The 26010-nt window shown below is 55.7% G+C and carries 12 protein-coding genes, 4 tRNA genes and 7 pseudogenes; 15 read left to right on the forward strand and 8 right to left on the reverse strand.

The genetic code is table 11. From position 1 onward, the window contains the following. Positions 1-193: 193 nt before the first annotated feature. A complete protein-coding gene (locus tag HLB35_RS04500) occupies positions 194-1402 on the forward strand; it encodes an ABC transporter substrate-binding protein (RefSeq protein WP_171701685.1) in 1209 nt (402 codons plus the stop codon). Between the two features lie 116 nt (positions 1403-1518). Here HLB35_RS04500 and HLB35_RS04505 read toward each other — a convergent pair whose 3' ends face one another. From HLB35_RS04505 to typA, 8 genes and pseudogenes are all read right to left on the reverse strand, one after another. Next, the gene (locus tag HLB35_RS04505) at positions 1519-2820 is read right to left on the reverse strand and encodes a methyl-accepting chemotaxis protein (RefSeq protein WP_171701686.1); all 1302 of its coding nucleotides are present in this window, start codon (positions 2818-2820) and stop codon (positions 1519-1521) included. Positions 2821-2894: 74 nt separating this feature from the next. Next, positions 2895-3374, reverse strand: coding sequence for a DUF6436 domain-containing protein (locus HLB35_RS04510; RefSeq protein ID WP_171701687.1), 480 nt, complete (start codon positions 3372-3374; stop codon positions 2895-2897). A gap of 68 nt (positions 3375-3442) precedes the next feature. Next, positions 3443-4773 (reverse strand): annotated as a pseudogene (locus HLB35_RS04515) (branched-chain amino acid ABC transporter permease). Next, positions 4773-5775: pseudogene (locus HLB35_RS04520) on the reverse strand (branched-chain amino acid ABC transporter permease). The pseudogenes HLB35_RS04515 and HLB35_RS04520 overlap by 1 nt, the downstream one beginning before the upstream one ends. A gap of 16 nt (positions 5776-5791) precedes the next feature. Beyond that, positions 5792-6496: an ABC transporter ATP-binding protein gene (locus tag HLB35_RS04525; protein WP_171701688.1), complete on the reverse strand. Its 705-nt coding sequence runs from the start codon at positions 6494-6496 to the stop codon at positions 5792-5794. Positions 6497-6558: 62 nt separating this feature from the next. Beyond that, positions 6559-7331 (reverse strand): annotated as a pseudogene (locus HLB35_RS04530) (ABC transporter ATP-binding protein). Positions 7332-7399: 68 nt separating this feature from the next. Beyond that, positions 7400-8845, reverse strand: a complete 1446-nt coding sequence (locus HLB35_RS04535) for a sodium-dependent transporter (RefSeq protein ID WP_171701689.1) — start codon at positions 8843-8845, stop codon at positions 7400-7402. A gap of 290 nt (positions 8846-9135) precedes the next feature. Then, complete coding sequence (gene typA, locus HLB35_RS04540; RefSeq protein ID WP_171701690.1) at positions 9136-10962, reverse strand: translational GTPase TypA; 1827 nt, start codon at positions 10960-10962, stop codon at positions 9136-9138. Between the two features lie 240 nt (positions 10963-11202). On the opposite strand from typA, the pseudogene HLB35_RS04545 reads away from it, so the two are divergent. The 14 genes and pseudogenes from HLB35_RS04545 to rpoC all read left to right on the forward strand — a co-directional run bounded on the left by HLB35_RS04545 (position 11203) and on the right by rpoC (position 25926). Further along, positions 11203-12172 (forward strand): annotated as a pseudogene (locus HLB35_RS04545) (biotin--[acetyl-CoA-carboxylase] ligase). Beyond that, a complete protein-coding gene (locus HLB35_RS04550) occupies positions 12169-13008 on the forward strand; it encodes a type III pantothenate kinase (protein WP_171701691.1) in 840 nt (279 codons plus the stop codon). The pseudogene HLB35_RS04545 and the gene HLB35_RS04550 overlap by 4 nt, the downstream one beginning before the upstream one ends. Positions 13009-13152: 144 nt before the next feature. Then, positions 13153-13236, forward strand: a tRNA-Tyr gene (locus HLB35_RS04555). Positions 13237-13289: 53 nt separating this feature from the next. Beyond that, a tRNA-Gly gene (locus HLB35_RS04560) sits at positions 13290-13363 on the forward strand. A 62-nt stretch (positions 13364-13425) separates the two neighbouring features. Then, positions 13426-13500, forward strand: a tRNA-Thr gene (locus HLB35_RS04565). A gap of 166 nt (positions 13501-13666) precedes the next feature. Beyond that, a tRNA-Trp gene (locus HLB35_RS04570) sits at positions 13667-13742 on the forward strand. A 70-nt stretch (positions 13743-13812) separates the two neighbouring features. Next, positions 13813-14195 (forward strand): annotated as a pseudogene (gene secE / locus HLB35_RS04575) (preprotein translocase subunit SecE). 8 nt (positions 14196-14203) lie between these two features. After that, positions 14204-14737, forward strand: a complete 534-nt coding sequence (nusG, locus tag HLB35_RS04580) for a transcription termination/antitermination protein NusG (RefSeq protein WP_171701692.1) — start codon at positions 14204-14206, stop codon at positions 14735-14737. A 177-nt stretch (positions 14738-14914) separates the two neighbouring features. Further along, on the forward strand, positions 14915-15346 hold the full coding sequence (rplK, locus tag HLB35_RS04585) for a 50S ribosomal protein L11 (RefSeq protein WP_171701693.1): 432 nt from the start codon (positions 14915-14917) through the stop codon (positions 15344-15346). A 2-nt stretch (positions 15347-15348) separates the two neighbouring features. After that, positions 15349-16041: a 50S ribosomal protein L1 gene (gene rplA, locus HLB35_RS04590; protein WP_171701694.1), complete on the forward strand. Its 693-nt coding sequence runs from the start codon at positions 15349-15351 to the stop codon at positions 16039-16041. A 330-nt stretch (positions 16042-16371) separates the two neighbouring features. Beyond that, positions 16372-16875 carry a 50S ribosomal protein L10 gene (rplJ, locus tag HLB35_RS04595; protein ID WP_171701695.1) on the forward strand — a complete coding sequence of 168 codons (504 nt, stop codon included), beginning with the start codon at positions 16372-16374 and terminating at the stop codon, positions 16873-16875. A gap of 97 nt (positions 16876-16972) precedes the next feature. Further along, complete coding sequence (rplL, locus tag HLB35_RS04600; protein WP_171701696.1) at positions 16973-17344, forward strand: 50S ribosomal protein L7/L12; 372 nt, start codon at positions 16973-16975, stop codon at positions 17342-17344. A gap of 283 nt (positions 17345-17627) precedes the next feature. Further along, a pseudogene (rpoB, locus tag HLB35_RS04605) lies at positions 17628-21702 on the forward strand (DNA-directed RNA polymerase subunit beta). Between the two features lie 10 nt (positions 21703-21712). Beyond that, positions 21713-25926 (forward strand): annotated as a pseudogene (gene rpoC, locus HLB35_RS04610) (DNA-directed RNA polymerase subunit beta'). Positions 25927-26010: the final 84 nt, after the last annotated feature.

Genomic DNA, 26010 nt, shown 5'->3' on the forward strand with positions numbered 1-26010 from the left:
CAGTTGTGTTTTGTTGGATTTAGTTTCAAATTTAGAGAGTAACTTATTGAACCATCAACCATGATTTATGCTGGGTAGGTGGGCTTGCTACTTGAGCTGACTGCTCAAGCTTAACCCTACTTGAGCTTAACAAACTGGGCTTAACAAACTGGGCTTAACAAACTGGGCTTAACAAACAGGAGCGCCAAACAAGATGATCAACAAACGCTTACTTGCAAGTGCTGTCGCCGCCTCCGCGCTGGCGCTGACAGGCGTAGCCAATGCAGAAGTCAAGGTCGGCTTTCTGGGCGGTTTCACTGGCGGAATCGAGAGCCTGACGCCGCCGATTCTCGATGGTGCCCGCCTGGCCGTTGAACAGGTGAATGCCCAGGGCGGCCTGCTAGGTGGCCAGGAGTTGGTAATGCCGACAGGTGACACCACCTGTTCGGATGCCTCAGCGGCCTCCAACGCGGCAGACCGTATGGTCAATACCGAGCAAGTGACCGCCATTGTAGGTGCCCTGTGTACCGGTGCTACCATCGCTGCAGCCAATAACGCCGCCGTGCCCGGTGGTGTGCTGATGGTCTCGCCAGCCTCGACAGCCCCGGCAGTCACCGCGATTGACGACAATGACCTGGTGTTCCGTACCGTGCCCTCAGATGCTTTCCAGGGTGAAATGCTGGCCAAGCTGCTGCTGGATAAAGGCATTGACTATGTGGCAGTCACCTATGTCAACAATGACTACGGCAGCGGTCTTTCCGAGGCCTTTACCACGGCGTTTGAAGGCGGCGGTGGCACCATTGCTGAAAGCCTGGGGCATGAGGATAACCGCGCCGATTACCGTTCTGAGCTAGGCTCACTATCGGTCAGCGGTGCTGAGACCCTGGTCGTGCTTGCCTATGCGGATACTTCCGGGCAGACAGTGCTGCGCCAGGCCTATGAAGGCGGCATGTTTACCCAGTATGTTGGCGCTGACGGCATGGTCGGCGACAGCCTGATTGAAGCGATTGGTGCGGACGTGCTGGATGGCATGATTGCCACTCGCCCCGGTAGCCCGGATTTGCCAGGCACCGAGATTTTCAACAGCGCCGCTGAAGAGGCTGGCTATGATCCAAGCTCCGTCTTTGCCGCCCAAGCCTATGACGCTGCCTTCCTTGTCGCATTGGCCATTGAGCAAAACGGCAGCGCTGAACGTGAAGGGCTTTCGGATGCCCTGCGCAGCGTTTCCAGCGCGCCAGGCGAGGTGATTCTACCCGGTGAATGGGAAAAGGCTGTTGAACTGATTGCCGCTGGCACCGAGATCAACTATGAAGGGGCGTCAGGTACTCACGAGTTTGATGAAAACGGTGACGTGCCGGGTGTAGTCGTTGAGATGGTGGTGGAAGATGGCATCTTCACCAACAAGGGGTTCGTAGACCTCTAATATCCACTTTGTGTGGGCGATCTGCCCATATAAATACCCCCTGACGCAGGTGCGTCAGGGGGTATTTTTCTGCTGGTCTCAGCAACCGGTCTAGGTCGCTGGTCTAGGCGGGAGGGTTAAGCGTCCATTTGACGATGCAGCATGTCGGCGACTTTCTGCATTTCAGTGGCGGCTGTTTTCAGTTCTTCTGACAGGCGGGCGTTGTTATGCGCGCTCTGATTCATTTCATGGGTGGCATCATTGATCTGATCGACCCCCTGAGACTGCTCGTGGCTGGCGGTTGCAATATCCTTGACCAGAGTGGCCGTGCGGCCAATCGATGGTGACAAACGCTTGAGCAGTTCACCGGCCTGCTCGGCGGTCGACACTGAAGATGTCGACATCTCGCCAATTTCATGCGCTGCCTTCTGGCTGCTTTCGGCCAGTTTGCGCACTTCACTGGCCACGACTGCAAAGCCTCTGCCCTGTTCACCAGCTCGCGCGGCTTCAACGGATGCGTTCAGGGCCAGCAGGTTGGTCTGAAAGGCGATGTCGTCAATAATCTTGACCTTGTCAGCAATCGCCCGCATGGCCTCCAGGGTTTTATTCACTGTGGCTTCGCTGGTCTGTGCTTCCTGGGCAGCCTGTTCCGCTATCTTTTCGGTTTCCCTGGCGTTGTCGGCACTTTGCGCGACCGAGGCGCTGATCTGGTTAAGTGAAGCGGTGGTTTCCTCGATATTGGCGGCCTGCTGGTTAGTCGCTGAAGTCAGTCGCTCAGAGACATCAGCAATCTTGCCGTTGAGGTCGACAATATCGTTGACTGCGCCTTCCACCTCGCCAAGCAGCGCTGAACGCTGGTGGGTCAGTTCTTCGCCGAGTTCTTCGCTGGTGCGCAGCGCATCGTTTGAGCGGATGAACTCACCGGCCATAAAATTAGCCAGAATCACCAGCACCAGGGTTTCAAACACCACATAGGCGCCGTGAACAACGACCATGGAAAAACTCGCTTCCGGGAACAACCAGACGCCATAGCCCTGTGCCTGGAGAATATTGAAGGCCAGGTGGTGGACTAGAATCACTGTTGCCGCCAGCACAATCACCCGCCAGTCGCGGTAGTAAAGCAGGATGGCCAGAAATACAAAGATGCCAAAGTGCATTTCAATCAGGCCGTGCCCCTGATGAATATGCAGCCCTGCCATCACCATAAAGGCGGCCCCCATAAACAGTCGAGTCAGCAGCTGTTCGCCCTGGGTAAGCGCCAGAAAGGCGCCCAGGGCGACGGTGGGTACCACCACCAGCAGAGCAACCAGCCAGGTGGAATACCAGATGGAAAGTGCCAGCCCCATAATGCCTTGGGCGATCAGCACAATCAGCATAAAACGGTTGGCGCCGCGCCAATAATCTGCGAACAGCGAAGGAGTGAGTTGGTACCACTGCATAAATAAGAGGATTCCCGTGCAAGGCGTTCAGGTGTTTGTAGGCCAAGGGCAATAACAGCCTATAGCTGCAAGGTTCAGCCAGGGGTTGCGTGGCCTGTGTTGAGCAGTTCATCCAGCATCAGCTCTACGGGAGTGCCGTCGTCATCGGCGCAGAAAGCACCTTCGCTGTAGGGTCCGAAATAGACGAGTTGCCCTAGAGCATCAAATACTGCGGATGCAGGGCTGCTGGTGTTGTCTATATCGGCAGCGACAATGACTTCTTTAGCCTGAGGGAAGCGCTGTAATGCAGATTCTTGATGGCGTGAATGAGTCACGGCGACACTGAAGGTAACCCCCAAAGGCCGATAGTCTTCCATGATGCTCAAGGTATGCGCCCGATTGAAACGGTTGCATGCGCAGTCGGGATTCCAGAAATGCACAACATGGGCACGGCCATGTGGGGCACCGGGAGAAAATGCCGCTAATGCATTGGCATCAAAGCTGGCCAGACGCTCATCATCAGCGCTAAAACGACCGATATCGCGATACATGAAATGCCAGAATACAAATACCATGGCAATCGCCCAAAGAGTGACTAGGCCAAGGGCGATTGCGTTTTTGCGGTGGATGTTGATGGCAGTCTCTAACCGTGGTGAGTGATTTTTTCCGGCAGCAGGCCTTTAGGGGCAAAGCGCAGTACCAGTGTAATCAGTAGGCCAATGACCAGTACCCGGGCCTGCAAGGCACGGCTATCCATGTTGCTGGGTGCTTCCCAACCGAAGGCCCCCTCACCAAGGCTGACAAAGATTTCCATCAGGAACAATGCCAGCGGCTCAGACATCAGCCAGATGATATAGACGGCAACAGCGCCGAAAATCGTCCCCAGGTTGTTGCCTGGCCCGCCAAGAATCACCATCACCAGTACCAGAAAGGTATGGTTCAGCGGCAGGTAGCCGTTAGGGTCGAACAGGCTGTTGAAGGTGCCGAGGATGCCACCGCCAAGTCCCATCAATATGCAGCCAAGTACAAAGATTTCCAGGCGCCGACGGTTGATATCCTTGCCCATGGCCGCCGAGGAAATCTCGTTATCGCGGATGGCACGTACCATCCGCCCCCAGGGGGCGTGATAGGCGCGATGCAGCAGGAAGAAGATAATCGCAATGATTACTGCTGTCATCGATAGATACACCGCTCGGGCCAGGGTAAAGCCAATCTCGGCCGGTCCGGGGTTGGCCAGGGCAGTGGCGAAACGGTGGCAGTGCCGCGGGTCAGCCACTCGGAGTTTTTCAGAAATGCCTTGATGATTTCTGCGATACCGAGGGTGGCAATCGCCAGATAATCGCTGCGCAGCCCAAGGCATACATGGCCGATAAAATAACCCACACCGCCTGCCAGGGCGCCGCCGAAAATCCAACCTGCCCAGGCAGGCAGGCCGAAACCACCGATAAAGCCAGCGGTATCTTCTATCTGCTCGGTGACCTCACGCAGCTGGCTGATCACGACCAGATACAGCACCACCGCCAGCAGAACTGTGAGCAGTGTGCGCAGCTTTTTGGGCACACCGAGTCGGTCAAGCCGGGAAACGCCCAAGACCACGACAACGGCGGCGGCGCCGTAAAGCAGCACACGGCCAAGCTCGCCAGGTAGTGCCGTGCCCCAGAAGTCCTCGTTAACCGGCACGCTGAACAGCATGGCAGAAAAGCCGCCCAGGGCGACAAAGCCCATCACACCAGCATTGAACTGTCCGGCGTAGCCCCACTGTATGGTCAGGCCAAGGGCCAGAATGGCATAACAGGCAGCTTCCACCAGCATACGCGTGCTGTAGGCCGCGCCCATTATGGCGTAAACGCCCAGAACGGAAGCCAGAAGAGCACAGAAGAGCACGACCTCACGCACTGGGAAGCTACGTGCGGGTGTTGCTTCACGAGGGGTGTTGGCAGTATCCCGAGAGGGTTGCTTACTAGAGGTTGTCATCAGATCACCTTACCCTTGAAGAGTCCGGTCGGGCGCCACACCAGGATGGCAACGAGGATGAAGAATGGCACGACTATCTTGTATTCACTGCTCACAAACGCCAAATTGCTGGGCAGTTCTAACCAGGCGGGCAGGCTGTCCTGAAAGGGGCGTAGTAGAATGTTCCAGTTGAATACCGCCAGGGTTTCGGCAAAGCCGACTACAAACCCCGGCAATCGCGCCGTAAGGATGACCCACGCCGCCGACAATGGCGGCGGCAAAAATCGGTAGCAAAATAAAGAAGCTCAGATCCGGCTTGAAGGTGACATCCAAGGCCAGCAAGGTTCCCGCAATCGCCGCCAGGCCACCGGCAATCACCCAGGTCACAGCGACAATCATCTGCGTGTTGATGCCGGATGCCTGGGCTAGTTCGGGGTTATCCGACATGGCGCGCATGGCCTTGCCTAGCCGCGAGCGGCTGAGGAACAGATGCAGGGCGACAACGGCTATCAGCGTCAGGATAAACAGGTAGATCTGGGGTTCGGTGATCACAATCGGCGCTCTGACGCCTTCAAAGGGCACCGCCAGACGGAAGATTTCCTTGCGATCGTCCACGTAAAGACTTTGTCCGCCGGTACCCGCGAACAGGCGAATCAGGCCCTGCAGCATCAGGGTGACGCCCAGTGAGCCAATCACCAGCACAATCGGTTTGACCCCGTGAGCGCGTAGCGGCTTGTAGAAGACCTTATCAATGCCGACTGCCAGGGCGGCGGTTATCACCATGGCCAGGGGCAGCATGACCAAAGCCGTAGGTATGCCGAAACTGGCGCCCGCTGCTGGAAAAGCCGCGGTGAGCAGTAGCACCATAAAGGCGCCAAAGGTCATCATGTCGGCATGGGCAAAGTGGGCAAAGCGCATGATGCTGAAAATCAGCGTGACTCCAATGGCGCCAATCGCATAGATGGAGCCGGTCACACTGCCGGAAATAATCACGTTGTTGATAAAGAAGACCAGTTCGTTCACGCGTATCTCTCCTGGGCTAGCCGCCCAAAAAGCTTTTGGCGACATCCGGGTCGGCGAGTAGCGCCGCTCCGGTATCCGTAAAGCGGTTTTGCCCAGCGGCCAGAACAAAGCCCTTATCAGCAATGGCCAGGGCCTGCTTGGCGTTCTGTTCGACCATCAGAATCCCCACGCCCGCCGCGTTGATCTCCTTGACACGATCAAAAATCTCGTTCATGTAAAGCGGTGAAAGACCCGCCGTAGGCTCATCCAGCAGCAGTAGCGTCGGCTCGGCCATCAGCGCCCTGCCCATAGCGACCATCTGACGCTGTCCGCCGGATAATTCGCCTGCTGGCTGGCGGCGCTTTTCGGCCAGCGGCGGGAAAAATTCATACACCTTGGTCAGCATGCGTTTGACGTTAGCAGGTTTCAGAAAGGCGCCCATTTCCAGGTTTTCTTCAACCGATAGGCTGGGAAACACATTCTTTTCCTGGGGCACAAAGCCCATGCCGCGCTGAACCAGCTTGTTGGGAGCAAGGTTCTGAATCGGCTCGCCGTGGAGCAGAATATCACCTTGATTGACATGCAGAAGACCAAAGACGGCTTTCAGCATGGTCGATTTGCCTGCCCCGTTTGGGCCGACAATCACACCGACTTGATCGGCTTCCAGTAGCATGTTGACTCCATTGAGGATGTTCATGCCGCCGTAGCCACCGTGCACGTCCCGCGCTTCTAGTAATGGCATCTTGTGGTTATCTCATGCTATCAACGTTGATGTAGTAAAGGCTGACAAGGCGAGTCATCAGGTCAGGCTGCGGTGCTGCCGCCAAAGTAGGCTTCAATAACCTCAGGGTTGCTCTGCACGTCTTCGATACTACCTTCCATCATGACGCTGCCCTGGGCGAGCACAATCACTGGGTCGCACAGGCGGGCGATCATTTCCATATCGTGTTCAATAACCAGAAAGGTGTAGCCCATCTCCTGGTTCAGGCGTTCGATATTGCCGATCAGGTCACCGAGTAGCGTGCGATTGACTCCAGCGGCAATTTCATCAAGCAAGACGACCTTGGCATCGGTCATCATGGTGCGGCCCAGCTCAAGGAGCTTTTTCTGGCCGCCGGAAAGGTTACCCGCCAGCTCATTGCGCACGTGGTAAAGCCCGACAAAGTCGATGACTTCCAAGGCGCGACGCTTGACCTCGGCTTCATGGGCGCGCACCACGCCCGGCTTGAACCAAGTGGCAAACAGGTTTTCACCGGGCTGGCCGGGGGCACCATCATCAGGTTTTCCAGAGCGCTCATATGGCTGAATTCATGGGCAATCTGGAAGGTGCGTAGCAAGCCCTTGTGAAAACGCTGATCGGCACTCAGGGCGCTGATATCCTCGCCATCGAGACGTATCTGGCCGCTATCAGGTGTCAAGGCACCAGCAATCAGGTTGAACAGAGTCGACTTGCCTGCGCCGTTGGGGCCAATCATGCCGGTCACCGACCCTTTGGCGACCTGGATCGAACAGTCGTTAATCACCTTCAGGCCGCCAAAGGCCTTGTTAACATGTTGCACTTCGATAAGCGGTGTCATAATGAATCCTTAGCCACTGACGGCGCTTGCCGCCAGTGGGGTTGAACAGAGCCTAATGCTGCCTGGCTTTACGCCGCCGGTGGCTGTTTGACCAGCAGGTGACGGCTAAGGGCGACACCCAATACAATGATTAGCGCGCCAACGGTAGGTAGCAGATAGCCGTCCACTTGCGGCAGGGTACGCAGGAACACAAAGGCCACGGCGGCTGGTGCGATAAAGCGTACCAGAAAGCGCCATACGCTGAACCACGCAGGGCTGCCGCCAAGTTCCTTGGCCACTTCGCTTTGGGTAAGTGCCCAGCCGGCAAATAGCGCAATCAGGAGTCCGCCCAACGGCATGAAGATATTGGTCAGCAGCTCGACAAAGTCAAAAGCACTGCGCCCAAACAGAGCGTGGAAAATCGTGCCTTCTGACCAGACATTGAAGCTGACCACGGTCAAAAGCCCCAGCGCCCAGCTGCCGAGGGTCATAATGGCGACTGCCTGTGGGCGGGTCATATCGAAACGCTCGACTAGAAAAGCGGCCACCGGTTCGATCAGTGAAATCGACGAACTGATGGCTGCCCCTAGCACCAGAATAAAGAAAATACCGCCAATCAGGCTGCCAAACGGCATCTCAGCAAAAGCCAGCGGAATGGTGACAAACATCAGCCCCGGGCCCTGGCCGGTTTCCAGCCCAGCACCGAAGACCAGCGCAAAAATTGCCAGCCCGGCGACCAGAGCTACTGCCGTATCCACAAACGCTACCGCAAAGGCGGTACGTGTCAGGGAAACATCGCTGGGCATGTAGGCCCCGTAGGCCATGATGGCGCCCATCCCGAGGCTCAGGGTAAAGAAGGACTGACCCATGGCTTCGAGCCAGCCTTCAAGGCTCAGGTCGGCCATGTTGAAGGTGAACAGAAACTCAGCGGCGGCACCAATATCACCGTTAACAATACTGTAACCGAGTACCACTAGCAGAATCACAAACAGCGCAGGCATGATAATGCGCAGCCCGCCTTCAATGCCTTTATGAATGCCCATGCCGACAATCAGTGCAGAAAGAATAATGAACAGCGTATGGTAAAGTGTCATCAACCCCGGGGAGGCTAAAAGACTTTCAAAACCGGCACCTATAGTAGCGGCATCAGCGCCGGCCAGGCTGCCGGTCAGCATCTGCCAGGTATAGTGCAGCGACCAGCCAGCTACCACAGAGTAAAAGCTTAGAATCAGAAACGCCGAGGCTGCGCCAAGCCAGCCAATGCTTTCCCAGGCGCGAGATGTCTGGTGGGTTCGGGTCAGGTGGCGCATGCCCATGATGGGGCTTTGGCGGCTGGTACGGCCAAGCATGATCTCAGCAATAAGAATGGGAATGCCGACGGCGAAGATGGTCAAAGCATAGACCAGAATAAAAGCACCGCCGCCATTTTCACCGGTAAGATAGGGAAACCGCCAGAGGTTACCCAGGCCAACGGCAGAGCCTACCGCGGCTAATAAAAAAGTACCTTTATGTGTCCAGACGTTGTGGCCGCTCATGTGCAGAAATATCCGTTGCGATGGGGTGTGTGGTTAGTAGGAAATAAGTGTCAAACGTATGAATTAACGCGGATGTATTAAACCAAGCCTGAATGAGAGGGTCACGCTCAAATGCGTACTTTGCGCCAGTTTGGCGCATCTTTCTAGCCGCGCTGCGTTTAGGTTGCGTTAAGAGCAGCGTTTGGCTAATGGCGCGGAGTAACGTTGTTGTTGTGGGTCACATCGGACGCAGCATAAAAAAACCCGCACAGTGGCTGTGCGGGTTTGGCTGATGACCGTGCTGTTGCTGATCAGCTCTTGCTGGCGCGTTTGCGCTCGTTCTCTTTGAGCAACTTCTTGCGCAGGCGGATGTGGCTTGGCGTGACTTCTACCAGTTCATCGGAATCCAGGAATTCGATGGCCTGTTCAAGGGTAAAGTTGATCGGCGGTGTCAGCACGATATTTTCATCGTTACCGGTTGAACGCATATTATCCAACTTCTTACCCTTAGTCGGGTTAACCACCATGTCATTGGCGCGGTTGTTGATGCCGATTAGCATGCCTTCGTAGACTTCCGTGGCATGATCGATAATCAGCTTGCCGCGTTCCTGCAGGGCATACAGAGCGTAGGCCAGTGCCTTACCAGAGACCATGGAGACAAGAACGCCGTTGCGACGCTCGATTGAGGCCTCAGGCTTGAGCGGGCCGTAGTGGTCAAAGCGGCTAGTCAGGATGCCAGTGCCCGAGGTCAGGGTCAAAAACTGGCCACGGAAGCCGATCAGGCCACGGGCGGGGATGATGAAGTCCAGACGCACACGACCCTTGCCATCCGGGTTCATGTTGGTCATCTCACCCTTGCGATAGCCCAGTTCCTCCATGATGGCGCCCTGGTGCTGCTCTTCACAGTCGATGATGACTTCTTCGTAGGGTTCCTGTTTTTCGCCATCAATTTCCCGGATGATGACTTCCGGGCGCCCGACAGCCAGCTCGAAACCTTCGCGACGCATGGTTTCAATCAACACTGAAAGGTGCAGTTCGCCACGCCCTGATACCTTGAATTTCTCCGGTGTTTCACCCTGCTCCACACGCAAGGCAACGTTATGGATCAGCTCCTGTTCCAGGCGATCCTTGATGTTGCGGCTGGTAACGAACTTGCCGTCCTTGCCCGCGAAAGGTGAATCGTTGACCTGGAAGGTCATCGAGACGGTGGGCTCATCCACCGACAGCGGCGGCAGTGCTTCAACGGCAGCTGGATCACACAGGGTATCGGAAATCGCCAGATCTTCGATGCCGGTCACGCAGACGATATCACCTGCGGTCGCTTCGTTGGTCTGAACGCGCTCAAGGCCCATGTGGGTCATTACCTGGCCGATCTTGCCCTTACGGGTAGACCCATCAACGCTGATAATTGAAATTTGCTGGTTGGGTTTGACCGAACCACGCTTGATCCGACCAAGGCCGATAACGCCCACATAGCTGTTGTAGTCAAGCGCTGAGATCTGCATCTGGAAGGGGCCATCAATCTCAACGGCTGGCGGCTCAACGATATCCACAATCGACTGGAACATGGGATCCATGTTGTCAGCCAGCTCTTCCGGGTCCATGCCAGCGATGCCGTTCAGTGCCGAACAGTAGATGATTGGAAAATCCAGCTGCTCATCAGAGGCACCAAGGTTGTCAAACAGATCAAAAATCTGGTCAACCACCCAGTCCGGGCGCGCACCGGGGCGGTCAATCTTGTTGACGACAACAATCGGCTTCAGGCCCTGAGCAAAGGCTTTCTGGGTAACAAAGCGGGTTTGCGGCATTGGGCCGTCAACGGCGTCAACCAGTAGGAGTACTGAGTCGACCATTGACATGACGCGCTCGACCTCACCACCAAAATCAGCGTGCCCAGGCGTATCCACGATGTTGATGTGGTAACCATTGCCCTTTCCATCCTGCCATTGAATAGCGGTGTTCTTGGCCAGGATGGTAATGCCACGCTCTTTTTCCTGGTCGTTGGAATCCATGATCCGCTCCTGCCCTTCGGCTTTGCGGTCTAGGGTGCCCGACTGACTCAGGAGTTTGTCGACCAGGGTGGTTTTCCCATGGTCAACGTGGGCGATAATGGCGATATTGCGGAGGTTCTCGATCACGACACGATCCTGCTAGAAAAATAGGGCAGCATTATAGAGGTACGAAGCGGTTAACTGCCAGCACTGTATTGAGAGCTGCGTTCAAGGATGATGTTAATAAGGCTTTTTAAGGCTCTATCAACGCGAGTACCCGAGTACTGTAGCAGATGGTCGTGCATGCTTGTGTTTTCGCTGGGTCAGCGCATCCGGTAAGATAAGCCTTTTTCCGGCATGGGCATGACTATGACCATCGGTAATTTGATGCGGTTATTAAGCGATGGAAGCGTGCATTCCGGCGAGCAGTTGGGTAATGCCATGGGTATTTCCCGCGCAGCCGTATGGAAGCAGTTAAAAAAAACTCGACGCCATGGGAGTTGCGGTAGAGGCTGTCAAAGGTCGCGGTTATCAGCTTGCTCAGCCCATTGAGCCGCTGGACGGGGCGGCCATTGTCGCGCACCTGCCTGCCGATGCCCGTCATCTGCTGACCCGTTTGCTGGTGGAAGATCAGCTGGCGTCAAGCAATGCCTATCTGCGTGAGCGCTTTCAGCAAGGCGCTGGCCATGGCGAGGTCTGCCTGGCGGAGTCGCAGACGGCAGGGCGTGGTCGGCGTGGCCGCAGTTGGGTAACGCCCTGGGGCCAGAGCCTGATATTGTCGGTGGGCTGGCGCTTTGAAAGTGGCGTGATTGCACTTGAAGGCCTGAGCCTTGCGGTGGGCGTGGTGACCGCCCAGGTGCTGGAGGCCTACGGCGCTCAACCCATGCTCAAATGGCCCAACGATGTACTCTTGCCTGATCATAGTGGTGAGCTGGCCAAACTGGCGGGTATTCTGGTTGAAGTGACTGGCGATGCCGCCGGCCCGTGTGAAGTGGTGATTGGTATCGGCCTGAACCTGTTCATGAATGACGCTCAGCGTCAGGCGATTGGCCAGCCGGTGGCAGCCCTCAGTGACGCCTGCCCGGGGCTGGGGCGCAATCAACTGGCAGCTGAGATGGTGGCAGGGCTTCTGGCCATGCTGTCAACGTTCGAGAAAAGTGGTTTTCAGGCCTGGCAGGCTGAGTGGAATCAGCGCCATGCGTTTGCCAATCAACCTATTCATATTTTGCAGGGCAAGCAGGGCTGTGAAGCAACGGCAGGGGACGTAGATGCTAGCGGTAACCTTTGGGTCAGTGAAGAAAATGGCCAGTCGCGACGTCTTGCAGGTGGCGAGATCAGTATACGCAGGCGCCTATGATTCTTGATCTTGATATTGGCAATACCTTGTCCAAATGGCGCCTGAAAGACGTTGATAGCAGTGAAATCCGTTCGCGAGGTGCTGTCTGGACGCGCGAGGAATGGCGGCCAGGTGCGGATATCCCGGACCTTGATGTGGTGGAGTCGGTGCGTATTTCCAGCGTGGCGCGCAAGGCCGTGTTGGATGACACTGTCAGCCTGCTTCGCCGTAGAGTGCCCAATGTCTTTGTCGCCCGTTCGACCCGTGAGGCCCTGGGAGTGCTCAATGGCTATGAGGAGCCGGGCCGCTTGGGGGTTGATCGCTGGATGGGGGCGCTGGCGGGATATCAGTTGGCAGGCGGCTGCTGTGCAGTGGACTGCGGCAGCGCGATTACCGTGGATTTCGTTATTCCAGGCGGGTACCACTTGGGCGGTTATATCATTCCCGGCTTGAGGCTGATGAAAGAGAGCCTCAAGCTGGGAACACGCAACGTGGCCATTGACCCGGAAAGCGAGGCCGCGGAATTGCTGGAACCAGGCAGGCGCACTGTGGAGGCGGTGAATCACGGTATCTACATGGCGGCCGTCAGCGCCATAAACCGCATTTACAGTGAGGTATGTGATCAGCAGGAAGTGGCGTTGCCAATGTTGTTAACCGGTGGTGATGCCCGGGTTGTTTCTCGAGGTGTGCAGGTGCCACATGCGGTTTGGCCAGATATGGTGTATGGCGGGCTGGAGGCCAGTTTTCCATTGACACCCGCCGAGCGCGCAGGCCGGATGTCGGGCGCGCCTGTAGTACCAAGTCCGGTTTCGCTTGAAAAAATACGCGCAGGGCTTGCATTCTCCATGCTGCTTTGACACAATGCGGCGCGTTCCAAGGCAAGAAGTTAAATCAAGCGTCTGTTCTAGCAAGTAGCGCCAAGCAGTATCTGGAAAAGGCTAGGAGCTGGCAAATTAATGGTTGACACTTTCTTGGGATGAGGCACAATATGCCGCCATGTTGGAGAGGTTCCCGAGTGGCCAAAGGGAGCAGACTGTAAATCTGCCGCGAAAGCTTCGAAGGTTCGAATCCTTCCCTCTCCACCAGAATTAATTGACAGCAATGCAAATCAGTCTTGTGAGCTTAGTATTGTTGTAGCGCGGGTGTAGTTCAATGGTAGAACCTCAGCCTTCCAAGCTGATGGTGCGGGTTCGATTCCCGCCACCCGCTCCATGGCTTGTGTAAATTTCGTGTAGTTTTATTATATTTGTTCTGCACGGAATTTTGTGCGATTTGCTCATGTAGCTCAGGGGTAGAGCACACCCTTGGTAAGGGTGAGGTCGACGGTTCAAATCCGTCCATGAGCTCCATAATATCGAAAAAAGCGAGCCTGGCTCGCTTTTTTGTCACTGCTTTTGGCGTATTGGTTGATTAAAGTGAGCTGAAAGTGCATGAAGGGTTGTCAAGCGGTAAGTCTTTCGCTATGATGGCGCCCGCTATTGAGCAAGCGTCTTATTTGCTCATTCAGTACGATACAGGCCAGTAGCTCAATTGGCAGAGCAGCGGTCTCCAAAACCGCAGGTTGGGGGTTCGATTCCCTCCTGGCCTGCCAACTTCCCTCAAGTTGGCGTGCCTCTCAAGAATTCCTTTATCGTTCGCTGTACCCTAGGGAGTCTCGTTTTATGAAGCCTAATTCTGTAAAGCATGGCGCTGAGGTACAACAGTCGCGTCATGACGGGCTCAAATGGGCAGCGGTCGTAGCGCTTTTGTTAGCAGCCGTGGTTGGTAACACTTTTTTGCCGACGTGGCCCTGCTCTATCGTGTCCTTGGTGTTGTTGTGCTCTGTGCTGCGGCTGGAGCAGTCGCGCTGATGACCGAGAAGGGCAAGAATCTCGTTATCCTGGCTCAAGAAGCCAAGAAAGAGATTCAGCGCGTCGTATGGCCAACGCGCCCTGAAACAGTTCAGACAACCGCTATCGTGTTAGCGGCTGTTCTCGTGGTTGGCCTGATGTTGTGGTTGATTGACACGCTTCTCAGCTGGGCGATGTCCGGCGTTATCGGTTAGGAGTTTTCATGTCCAAGCGTTGGTACGTCGTTCACGCCTATTCCGGCTTCGAAAAGCATGTCATGCGTTCGCTCCTTGAGCGGGTCAAGATGTACGGAGTGGAAGATCGTTTCGGCGAGATTCTGGTGCCGACCGAAGAAGTTGTTGAAGTTCGCGATGGCAAGCGCCGCAAGAGTGAGCGTAAATTTTATCCTGGCTACGTGCTGGTCGAGATGGAAATGGCCGATGACACCTGGCACCTGGTGAATGAAACACCCCGGGTAATGGGTTTTATTGGTGGCACCAAGGAAAAGCCGGCGCCTATCACGACTCGTGAAGCGGACGCTATATTGAATCGTGTCAAGGACGGTGTGGACAAGCCGCGTCCCAAGACAATGTTCGAGCCAGGTCAGTCTGTTCGTGTGGTCGACGGGCCCTTTGCAGATTTCAATGGCGTCGTTGAAGAAGTCAATTACGAGAAAAGCCGCTTGCATGTCAGCGTGTTGATTTTTGGGCGTTCAACGCCCGTCGAGCTTGAGTTCTCGCAGGTAGAAAAAGAATAGTTTTAAGCCGCTTAAAGCTGACCCCGGTCGGCTGATGGCGGCGGATTGCATGGTTTTGGTTAGTGAGTAGTAAGTAGCTTTGATTGATAGATAGTTTTCAGATTTTTCATTGGTCGTCACGTGACGGCCAAATGTCACCGGGGAGCCGCAAGGCGTTATACCCAACTGGAGTAATTTATGGCCAAGAAAGTACAGGCTTACATCAAGCTGCAGGTTGCAGCTGGTAAAGCCAATCCAAGTCCGCCCGTGGGTCCTGCGCTAGGTCAGCACGGCGTGAACATTATGGAATTCTGTAAAGCGTTTAACGCCGAGACTCAGGATATTGAGCCCGGTCTGCCGACGCCTGTCGTGATTACCGTTTATTCCGACCGTAGCTTCACCTTCGTCACCAAGACGCCGCCTGCTGCCGTGCTGCTCAAGAAAGCTGTAGGTATCAAGTCCGGTTCTGGTGAGCCGAACAAGAAGAAGGTTGGCACGGTGACCCGTGAGCAGCTTGAAGAAATCGCCAAGACCAAAGAGCCTGATATGACGGCTGCCGATCTTGACGCCGCTGTGCGCACCATTGCGGGCAGCGCTCGCAGCATGGGCCTAAACGTGGAGGGTCTATAATCATGGCTAAACTGTCTAAGCGCGCCAAGCTGATTCGTGAAAAGGTTGATTCCAGCAAGGTCTACTCGGTTGAAGAGGCCGTGGCACTGTTGTCGGAGCTTTCTACCGTCAAGTTCAAGGAATCTGTGGATGTTGCCGTCAACCTGGGCGTAGACCCTCGTAAATCTGACCAAGTAGTGCGTGGCGCTACCGTCATGCCTAACGGTACCGGTAAAGACGTGCGTGTTGCTGTCTTTACTCAGGGTGCAAATGCAGATGCCGCTAAAGAAGCTGGCGCTGATATTGTGGGTATGGAAGAGCTGGCTGATCAGGTTAAGAAAGGCGTGATGGACTTTGATGTCGTCATCGCCTCGCCAGACGCTATGCGTGTTGTGGGTCAGTTGGGCCAGATCCTGGGTCCGCGTGGCCTGATGCCTAACCCCAAGGTTGGCACGGTAACGCCTGATGTAGCGACAGCTGTCAAGAACGCCAAAGCGGGTCAGGTACGTTTCCGCACCGACAAGAATGGTATTATCCATACTACCGTCGGTAAGGTTGATTTTGATGCTGACGCTATCAGGGGCAACATCGAAGCCCTGATTGGTGACCTGAAGCGGCTCAAGCCGAGCGCTTCCAAGGGCATCTACTTCAAGAAAATGACGCTGTCCACAACCATGGGTCCTGGCCTGACGGTCGACCACTCAGCTTACCTGTAAGCCAAGTAGTCCCGTTGCCGGTCCTTGTGTTGTCAAGGCAGCAGAAAAGAGCAAGAACTTTGCGGTCCCTGTCGCCAGCCTATTTCGTTGGCAGCAGGGCACCGTCAAAGACCGCAGGCGATACGCGTCAAGCGTAGCTTAATGATGAAAGTCACCTGCGCAGATGGTGTTGCCGCCAGTTGGTAGACGCTTTTTAGCTAAGCCGATTTCTGGTGAGCACCATCCCTTAGGCTTCTGGCGTCATCAAGATGGGTGAAAGCCCCGATGAGCTGGAAGAGATGGTAACCACCGGAACCTGCTTTTAGGTTTCGGCATGAAGGAGTGATCACTGTGCCACTAGCACTTGAAGGCAAGAAAGCGATTGTTGCCGAGGTCAGTGAAGCGGCTAAGGACGCACTCTCCGTCGTAGTTGCCGATTCTCGTGGCGTGCCGGTCAGCAAGATGACCGATTTGCGTAAGCAGGCGCGTGAGAATGGCGTTCAGGTACGTGTTGTCCGCAACACCCTGGCACGCCGTGCCCTCGAAGGTACTCAGTGGGAGTGCTTGAACGAGAGCTTTGTAGGTCCTACCTTGTTGGCATTCTCTACCGAGCATCCGGGCGCTGCCGCTCGTTTGTTCAAAGAGTTCGCTAAAAAGGATCAGAACTTCGAAGTTAAGGCACTGGCCTACGAAGGTGAGCTGATTCCGGCTGCTGACATCGACCGTCTGGCAACCCTGCCGACTTACGATGAGGCAATTGCCAAACTGATGTCGGTAATGAAAGAAGCTTCCGCTGGCAAGCTGGTTCGTACTCTGGCCGCTCTGCGCGACCAGAAGCAGGAAGAAGCGGCATAAGCCATTTTTCCTGCAGGTGGTATAGCGCTGCCTGATACGAGCAATGAACCCTGAGTCATCGGGACACCGAGACTCCCGCAAAGTTAGGAATGAAACAATGGCACTGACCAAAGACGATATCATCAACGCCGTCGCTGAAATGTCTGTGATGGAAGTTGCTGAACTGATCGAAGCAATGGAAGAAAAATTCGGCGTTTCTGCAGCAGCGGCTGTTGTTGCTGGCCCTGGTGGCGGCGGCGAAGAAGCGGCTGAAGAACAGACTGAGTTTGACCTGGTACTGACTGCTGCTGGTGACAAGAAAGTTAACGTCATCAAGGCAGTGCGTGAGCTTACCGGTCTTGGCCTGAAAGAAGCCAAAGGTGCTGTTGATGGTGCTCCGGCAACTATCAAAGAAGGCATGTCTAAGGACGATGCTGAAGCAGCCAAGGCGAAGCTGGAAGAAGCGGGCGCAAGCGTCGAGCTCAAGTAATCGATGGCTCGGGCTTTACGCGCTGCGTAAGCTTCCGCGGCTGGCGGCGGGAAATTCCCGCTGCCGGCCTTTTTCTGTTACAACAGCATCAGCGTTGTTGTTGCAGCAGACGCGTCAGTGACACGACAACGCATGACCATTAACCGTCGTCATCACAACGCAACGAATTCTAGATTTTTGACGGCGAGCTACCCTTCTAGGAGCTTGCTGTCTGCGTCTGAAACGCCCGCGGGGCAGATGACCACGCACCGGTCACCCATGGTGAACAAGCTGGGGAATACAGATGGCTTACTCATATACTGAGAAAAACGCATCCGCAAGGATTTCGGCAAACTGCCCCAAGTAATGGATGTGCCTTACTTGTTGGCCATCCAGCTTGATTCCTATTACGGTTTTCTCCAGCAAGACCGCTCGCCCGACGAGCGGCACGAAGTGGGCTTGCACGCGGCGTTCAAGTCTGTGTTTCCGATCGAGAGTTTCTCGGGGAACGCGGCGCTGGAGTATGTTAGTTATCGCTTTGGCACACCGGCATTTGATGTCAAGGAATGTCAGCTGCGCGGCGTAACTTACTCCGCGCCGCTGCGTGTCAAAGTTCGCTTGATTATTTATGATCGCGATTCATCTAACAAGGCGATCAAGGATATCAAGGAGCAGGAAGTCTATATGGGGAAATCCCCCTGATGACCGAAAACGGTACCTTCGTTATTAATGGTACCGAGCGGGTAATTGTTTCCCAGCTCCACCGCTCGCCCGGTGTGTTCTTCGATCATGATAAGGGCAAGAGCCATTCGTCTGGCAAGCTGCTGTACTCAGCGCGGGTCATTCCTTACCGTGGCTCCTGGCTGGATTTTGAGTTTGATCCTAAAGACAACGTCTTTGTGCGTATTGACCGTCGCCGCAAGCTGCCAGCCTCGGTACTGATGCGCGCCCTGGGGATGAACACCGAAGAAATCCTCAGTGAGTTCTTCGAGACCAGCAAGTTTCACATCGAGAAGTCCGGCTTCTCTGTGGAGCTTGTGCCTTCGCGTCTGCGCGGTGAAACCGCAACGTTCGACATCAAGGATGCCGATGGCAGCGTGATTGTTGAAGAGGGTCGCCGTATCACCCAAAAGCACATTCGCCAGCTGGAGAAGTCCGGTCTGGAGCGTCTTGATGTGCCCATGGAGTACCTGTTTGGCAAGACCCTGGCCAAGGATCAGATTGATCGTAAAACCGGCGAGCTGCTGGTTGCCTGCAACACCGAGATTACCCCTGAGGTGCTGGAAGTGATGGCTCAGGGCGGTATCACTGATATCGAAACGCTGTATACCAACGATCTGGATTGTGGCTCCTTCATTTCCGATACCCTGAAGCTGGATACCACGGGCTCGGTGCTGGAAGCCCTGGTTGAAATCTACCGTATGATGCGTCCGGGCGAGCCGCCCACCAAGGATGCCGCAGAAACGCTGTTCAACAACCTGTTCTTCTCTGAAGACCGCTACGACCTTTCCAACGTTGGACGCATGAAGTTCAATCGTCGCCTGCGTCGTGAAGAAGATACGGGTTCCGGCGTACTGGACAAGAAGGACATCCTGGATGTCCTGCGTGAGCTGATCAATATCCGTAACGGCTTTGGTGACGTTGACGATATCGATCACCTGGGTAACCGTCGTATACGCTGTGTTGGCGAAATGGCCGAAAACCAGTTCCGTGTTGGTCTGGTGCGCGTTGAGCGCGCGGTTAAAGAGCGTCTTTCCATGGCGGAAAGCGAAGGCCTGATGCCGCAGGATCTGATCAACGCCAAGCCGGTAGCGGCAGCGGTGAAAGAATTCTTTGGTTCCAGCCAGCTGTCCCAGTTCATGGATCAGAACAACCCGCTTTCTGAGGTCACCCACAAGCGTCGTGTCTCTGCACTCGGCCCAGGCGGTCTGACCCGTGAGCGCGCTGGCTTTGAGGTGCGTGACGTTCACGCTACCCACTATGGCCGCCTGTGTCCGATCGAAACGCCAGAAGGCCCGAACATCGGTCTGATCAACTCGCTGGCGACTTACAGTCACACCAACAGCTACGGCTTCCTGGAAACCCCGTACCGCAAGGTTAATGCGGGTCAGGTGACCGACGATATCGTCCACCTCTCGGCGATCGAAGAGGGTGATTACGTTATCGCTCAGGCGTCAGCGGGCGTGGATGAAAGCAATAAGCTGAGTGACGACCTGGTGCAGGTACGCCACCGCGGTGAGACGACCTTCATGCGTCCTGAACAGGTGACGCTGATGGACGTATCGCCACGTCAGGTAGTGTCAGTAGCAGCAGCACTGATCCCGTTCCTGGAACACGATGATGCTAACCGCGCCTTGATGGGCGCGAACATGCAGCGTCAGGCGGTTCCCACCCTGCGTGCCGATAAGCCGCTGGTAGGTACTGGTATGGAGCGCTTTGTTGCCCGCGACTCCGGTGTCTGTGCGGTTGCACGACGTGGCGGCGTGATCGATTCAGTAGACGCTCGTCGCGTGGTAGTACGTGTCAATGCAGATGAAATTATCGGCGGTGAAGCCGGTGTTGATATCTACAACCTGACCAAGTACACCCGCTCGAACCAGAACACCTGCATGAACCAACGCCCGATTGTGCGTCCGGGTGATGATGTGGCACGCGGTGACATCCTGGCCGACGGCCCATCCATTGATATGGGTGACCTCGCGCTGGGCCAGAACATGCGTATCGCCTTCATGCCCTGGAACGGTTACAACTTCGAGGACTCTATCCTGCTTTCCGAGCGGGTGGCTCAGGAAGACCGTTTCACCACTATTCACATTCAGGAACTGACCTGTGTCTCGCGGGACACCAAGTTGGGGCCGGAAGATATCACCGCGGATATTCCCAACGTCGGTGAATCAGCGCTTTCCAAGCTGGATGAAGCCGGTGTGGTCTACGTCGGTGCCGAAGTGGGTCCGGGGGATATCCTGGTCGGTAAGGTAACGCCCAAGGGTGAAACCCAGTTGACGCCGGAAGAAAAGCTGCTGCGTGCCATCTTCGGTGAGAAAGCCTCAGATGTGAAGGACACGTCTCTGCGCGCCCCGACCGGCATGATAGGGACGGTGATTGACGTTCAGGTGTTCACCCGTGATGGCGTCGAAAAAGATTCGCGCGCTATCGCCATTGAACAGATGCAGCTGGATGAAGTCCGTAAGGATCTGCAGGAAACCTACCGGATTGCCGAAGACGCTACTTTTGAGCGTCTCAAGCAGACGCTGATCGGTCAGGTCGTCAATGGCGGCCCAGAGCTCAAGAAAGGTGATGTGCTCGACGAAGCCTACCTGGATGAGTTGCCCCGTCAGCAGTGGTTCAAGCTGCGCATTCAGGATGAATCCTGCAATGAGCTGCTGGCTCAGGCCGATGAGCAGCTTGAGAGCCGTCGCAAGGAAATGGACGAGCGCTTTGAAGACAAGAAGCGCAAACTGACCCAGGGCGATGATCTGGCACCGGGCGTTCTCAAGATCGTCAAGATCTACATGGCCGTCAAGCGTCGCATCCAGCCGGGTGACAAGATGGCCGGGCGTCATGGTAACAAGGGTGTTATCTCAGCGATCATGCCGATCGAGGACATGCCGTTTGATGATAACGGTGAGCCGGTCGATGTGGTGCTGAACCCCTTGGGTGTACCGTCGCGGATGAACGTCGGTCAGATTCTTGAAACCCACCTGGGCATGGCCGCCCGTGGCCTTGGCATGAAGATTGATGCCATGCTGCGTGACGCCCGTGAACAGCAGGTAGCGGAAATTCGTGACTTCCTCGGCCAGATCTACAACACGCCGGGCACGCGGATAGAGGACATCAGTTCGCTGACCGATGAAGAGGTGATTGCGCTGGCGAAAAACCTCAAGGGCGGTGTGCCCATGGCAACGCCGGTCTTTGATGGTGCCCAGGAGCACGAGATCAAGCACCTGCTGCGCCTGGCGGATATCCCGGATTCCGGCCAGATGACCCTTTATGACGGACGTACCGGCGAATCTTTTGATCGCCCGGTGACCGTCGGCTACATGTACATGCTGAAGTTGAACCACTTGGTAGACGACAAGATGCACGCCCGTTCTACCGGCTCCTACTCACTGGTAACCCAGCAGCCGTTGGGTGGTAAGGCGCAGTTCGGTGGTCAGCGTTTCGGTGAGATGGAAGTGTGGGCACTGGAAGCTTATGGCGCCGCGTACACGCTGCAGGAAATGCTCACCGTCAAATCGGACGACGTCGAAGGCCGCACCAAGATGTACAAGAACATCGTGGATGGCGACCACACCATGCAGGCAGGCATGCCGGAATCCTTCAACGTACTGGTGAAGGAAATCCGCTCGCTGGGCATCGATATCGAGTTAGAGAGCTAGGAGCTGTCCAATGAAAGATTTGGTAAAAGTCCTCAAATCGCAGTCACAGACTGAAGAGTTTGACGCGATCAAGATTACTCTGGCGTCGCCGGACATGATTCGCTCCTGGTCGTTCGGCGAGGTGAAAAAGCCCGAGACCATTAACTACCGTACCTTCAAGCCGGAACGGGATGGCCTGTTCTGCGCCAAGATCTTTGGCCCGGTCAAGGACTACGAGTGCCTGTGCGGCAAATACAAGCGCATGAAGCACCGTGGCATCATCTGTGAGAAGTGTGGCGTTGAAGTCACCAAGGCTGCCGTGCGCCGTGAGCGCATGGGCCATATCGAACTGGCGTCGCCGGTCGCTCACATCTGGTTTTTGAAGTCACTGCCGTCGCGTATCGGCATGTTCCTCGATATGACCCTGCGTGATATCGAGCGCGTGCTGTACTTCGAAAGCTTTGTGGTCATTGACCCAGGCATGACCACCCTGGAACGTGGTCAACTGCTCAACGACGAGCAGTATTTTGAAGCGCTTGAAGAGTTCGGCGACGACTTTGATGCCCGCATGGGCGCCGAAGCCGTTCAGGAACTGCTCAAAGACATCGATCTTGAAGAAGAGATTAACCACCTGCGTGAAGAAATTCCGCAGACCAACTCGGAAACCAAGATCAAGAAGCTTTCCAAGCGTCTGAAACTGCTGGAAGCCTTCTACCATTCCGGCAATGCGCCGGCGTGGATGGTCATGGAAGTACTGCCTGTGCTGCCGCCGGATCTGCGTCCGCTGGTACCGCTGGATGGCGGCCGCTTCGCGACTTCGGATCTGAACGACCTTTATCGTCGTGTGATCAACCGTAACAACCGCTTGAAGCGTCTTCTGGATCTTAATGCGCCGGATATCATCGTGCGCAACGAGAAGCGCATGCTGCAGGAAGCGGTGGACGCACTGCTGGATAACGGGCGTCGTGGCCGTGCTATCACGGGTTCCAACAAGCGCCCGCTGAAGTCCCTGGCTGACATGATCAAGGGTAAACAGGGTCGTTTCCGTCAGAACCTGCTGGGTAAGCGCGTTGACTACTCAGGCCGTTCGGTTATCACCGTGGGCCCGACCCTGCGCCTGCACCAGTGTGGCCTGCCCAAGAAAATGGCGCTGGAGCTGTTCAAGCCGTTTATCTATTCCAAGCTGCAATCGCTGGGCTACGCCTCAACGATCAAGGCCGCCAAGAAGATGGTTGAGCGCGAGCTGCCGGAAGTCTGGGATATCCTCGCCGATGTTATTCGCGAGCACCCGGTATTGCTTAACCGCGCGCCGACGCTTCACCGTCTGGGTATCCAGGCGTTTGAGCCGCTGTTGATCGAAGGTAAGGCGATCCAGCTTCACCCGCTGGTCTGTGCTGCCTACAACGCCGACTTTGACGGTGACCAGATGGCGGTACACGTACCGCTGACTCTGGAAGCCCAGCTCGAAGCGCGTGCCTTGATGATGGCCACCAATAATGTGCTGTCACCGGCTAACGGCGAGCCGATTATCGTGCCGTCGCAGGACGTTGTTCTGGGTCTTTATTACATGACCCGCGAAAAGATCAACGCCAAAGGCGAAGGCATGGTGCTGTCTGACCTCAATGAGGTTGAGCGTGCCTTTGGCACCCAGGCAGTATCGCTGCACGCCAAGGTCAAGGTGCGTCTGGACGAAGTGGATGTGGATGAAGAAACCGGCGAGCGGACCTTTCATCGCCGGATTTACGACACCACAGTGGGTCGCGCACTGCTGTTCCGCATTCTGCCCGAAGGCGTGCCGTTTGACCTGATCGATCGGCCGATGAAGAAAAAGGCAATTTCGCACCTGATCAATGAAGTATATCGCCGTGCTGGTCTCAAGCCGACGGTTATCTTTGCTGACCAGTTGATGTACACCGGTTTCCGTCTGGCAACCTGGTCAGGCGCTTCTATCGGGGTTAACGACTTCGTTATCCCGGATGAGAAGGCCGCCATCGTCGATGGCGCAGAAGCTGAAGTGAAAGAGATTGAAGACCAGTTCTCTTCTGGCCTGGTAACCGCAGGTGAGAAGTACAACAAGGTTATTGATATCTGGTCCAAGGCCAACGATAAAGTCGCCAAGGCGATGATGAACGGTATCGAAAAAGAAACCGTGATTGATCGTGACGGCAACGAAGTGGAGCAGGACTCGTTCAACAGCGTCTTCATCATGGCTGACTCTGGTGCACGTGGTTCTGCCGCCCAGATCCGCCAGCTGGCAGGTATGCGTGGCCTGATGGCCAAACCGGATGGCTCGATCATCGAAACGCCGATCGCCGCCAACTTCCGTGAAGGTCTGAACGTACTTCAGTACTTCATCTCGACCCACGGTGCACGTAAAGGTCTGGCCGATACGGCGTTGAAAACTGCTAACTCCGGTTATCTGACGCGTCGTCTGGTAGACGTTGCTCAGGATCTGGTCATCACCGAAACAGATTGCGGCACAGACAACGGTCTGACCCTGCACCCGGTGATTGAAGGCGGTGATATCATCGTACCGCTGTCCCAGCGTGTTCTGGGGCGTGTCGTGGCGCAGGATGTCGTGGACCCGGCTACTGATGATGTGCTGATTGCGCGTGGCACTCTGCTCGACGAGAAGTGGTGTGATGCTCTGGATACCATGGGTGTTGACGAAATCGTTGTTCGCTCGACCATTACCTGTTCCACACCGCATGGCGTGTGTGCGGCCTGCTACGGGCGTGATCTGGCGCGCGGTCATCAGGTCAATATTGGTGAGTCTGTCGGCGTCATTGCTGCTCAGTCAATCGGTGAGCCTGGCACCCAGCTGACCATGCGTACCTTCCACACGGTGGCGCGGCCTCGCGTTCTTCTGCCGTGGATAGCGTACAGGTCAAGCACGGCGGCAAGGTGCGCCTGCACAACATCAAGCACGTGGAACGTAACGATGGCAAACTGGTCGTGGTATCCCGTTCCAGCGCGCTGGCCGTTGCCGACGATCATGGCCGTGAGCGGGAGTATTACAAGCTGCCTTACGGTGCTGAGCTGTCAGTGCGCGATGGTGATGTGGTTGATGCTGGGGCAATTGTTGCCAAATGGGATCCGCACACGCACCCGATCATTGCCGAAGTGGAAGGTCAGGCACAGTTTGTTGACCTTGATGAAGGTGTCACCATGCACCGTACTGTCGACGAAATGACCGGTCTGTCATCGATTGAGGTCATTGAGTCTGCGACGCGCCCAATGGTCGGTCGTGATAAGCGCCCGATGATCATGCTGAAAGATGCCGCGGGTGAATACGTTGCCGTTTCTGGAGCGAATACACCGGTTCAATACCTGTTGCCAGGTAATTCGATCATCTCGGTAGATGACGGTGCCGCCATAGGTGTTGGTGAGGTGGTGGCGCGTATTCCGGTAGAGGCATCGGGTAACAAGGATATCACCGGTGGTCTGCCGCGAGTGGCCGACCTGTTCGAAGCGCGTAAGCCGAAAGAGTCGTCCATTCTGGCCGAAATCAGCGGCGTTATCAGCTTCGGCAAGGAAACCAAAGGCAAGCGTCGTTTGGCCATTACTCCAGACGAAGGCGACCCGTTTGAGATGCTGATTCCGAAGTGGCGCCAGATTGCGGTCTTCGAAGGCGAGAAAGTCGAAAAGGGCGAGGTCATCTCCGATGGCCCCAGCAACCCGCATGACATTCTGCGTCTGCTCGGCGTCAGCGAGCTGGCCAAGTACATCACCGCTGAAGTGCAAGAGGTTTACCGCTTGCAGGGTGTTGGCATCAACGACAAGCATATCGAAGTCATTGTGCGTCAGATGCTGCGCAAGGTGGAGATTGTTGATTCGGGTGATTCCGACTTTATCAACGGTGACCAGGCCGAACTGGTACGTGTACTGGAACAGAACGCGCGGCTGGAAAAAGAAGGCAAGTTCCCGGCCAAGTACAGCCGCCTGCTGTTGGGTATCACCAAGGCAAGTCTGGCAACGGAGTCGTTCATTTCAGCGGCATCGTTCCAGGAAACCACGCGCGTGCTGACAGAAGCCGCCGTGACAGGCAAGCGCGATTATCTGCGCGGCCTGAAAGAGAACGTAGTGGTGGGTCGCTTGATCCCGGCCGGTACCGGTCTTACCCACCACGCCGAGCGTCGTCGCAAGCGCGAAGACGTTGAACGCCTGTTCAATCCGTCGGCTTCTGAAGTCGAACAGGAACTGGGTGCTCAGCTGACCGCGCTGGATTCCGACGAAGAGCTCTAAACCTGTTATGCCCGGGTTGGCTGTCAAGTTGCTCTTGACGTTACCCGGGTATAACGATTAGAATGCGCAGCCTTCAATAGTGGG

The sequence above is a fragment of the Vreelandella azerica genome (genome assembly GCF_013112225.1).
Lineage (GTDB): Bacteria > Pseudomonadota > Gammaproteobacteria > Pseudomonadales > Halomonadaceae > Vreelandella > Vreelandella azerica.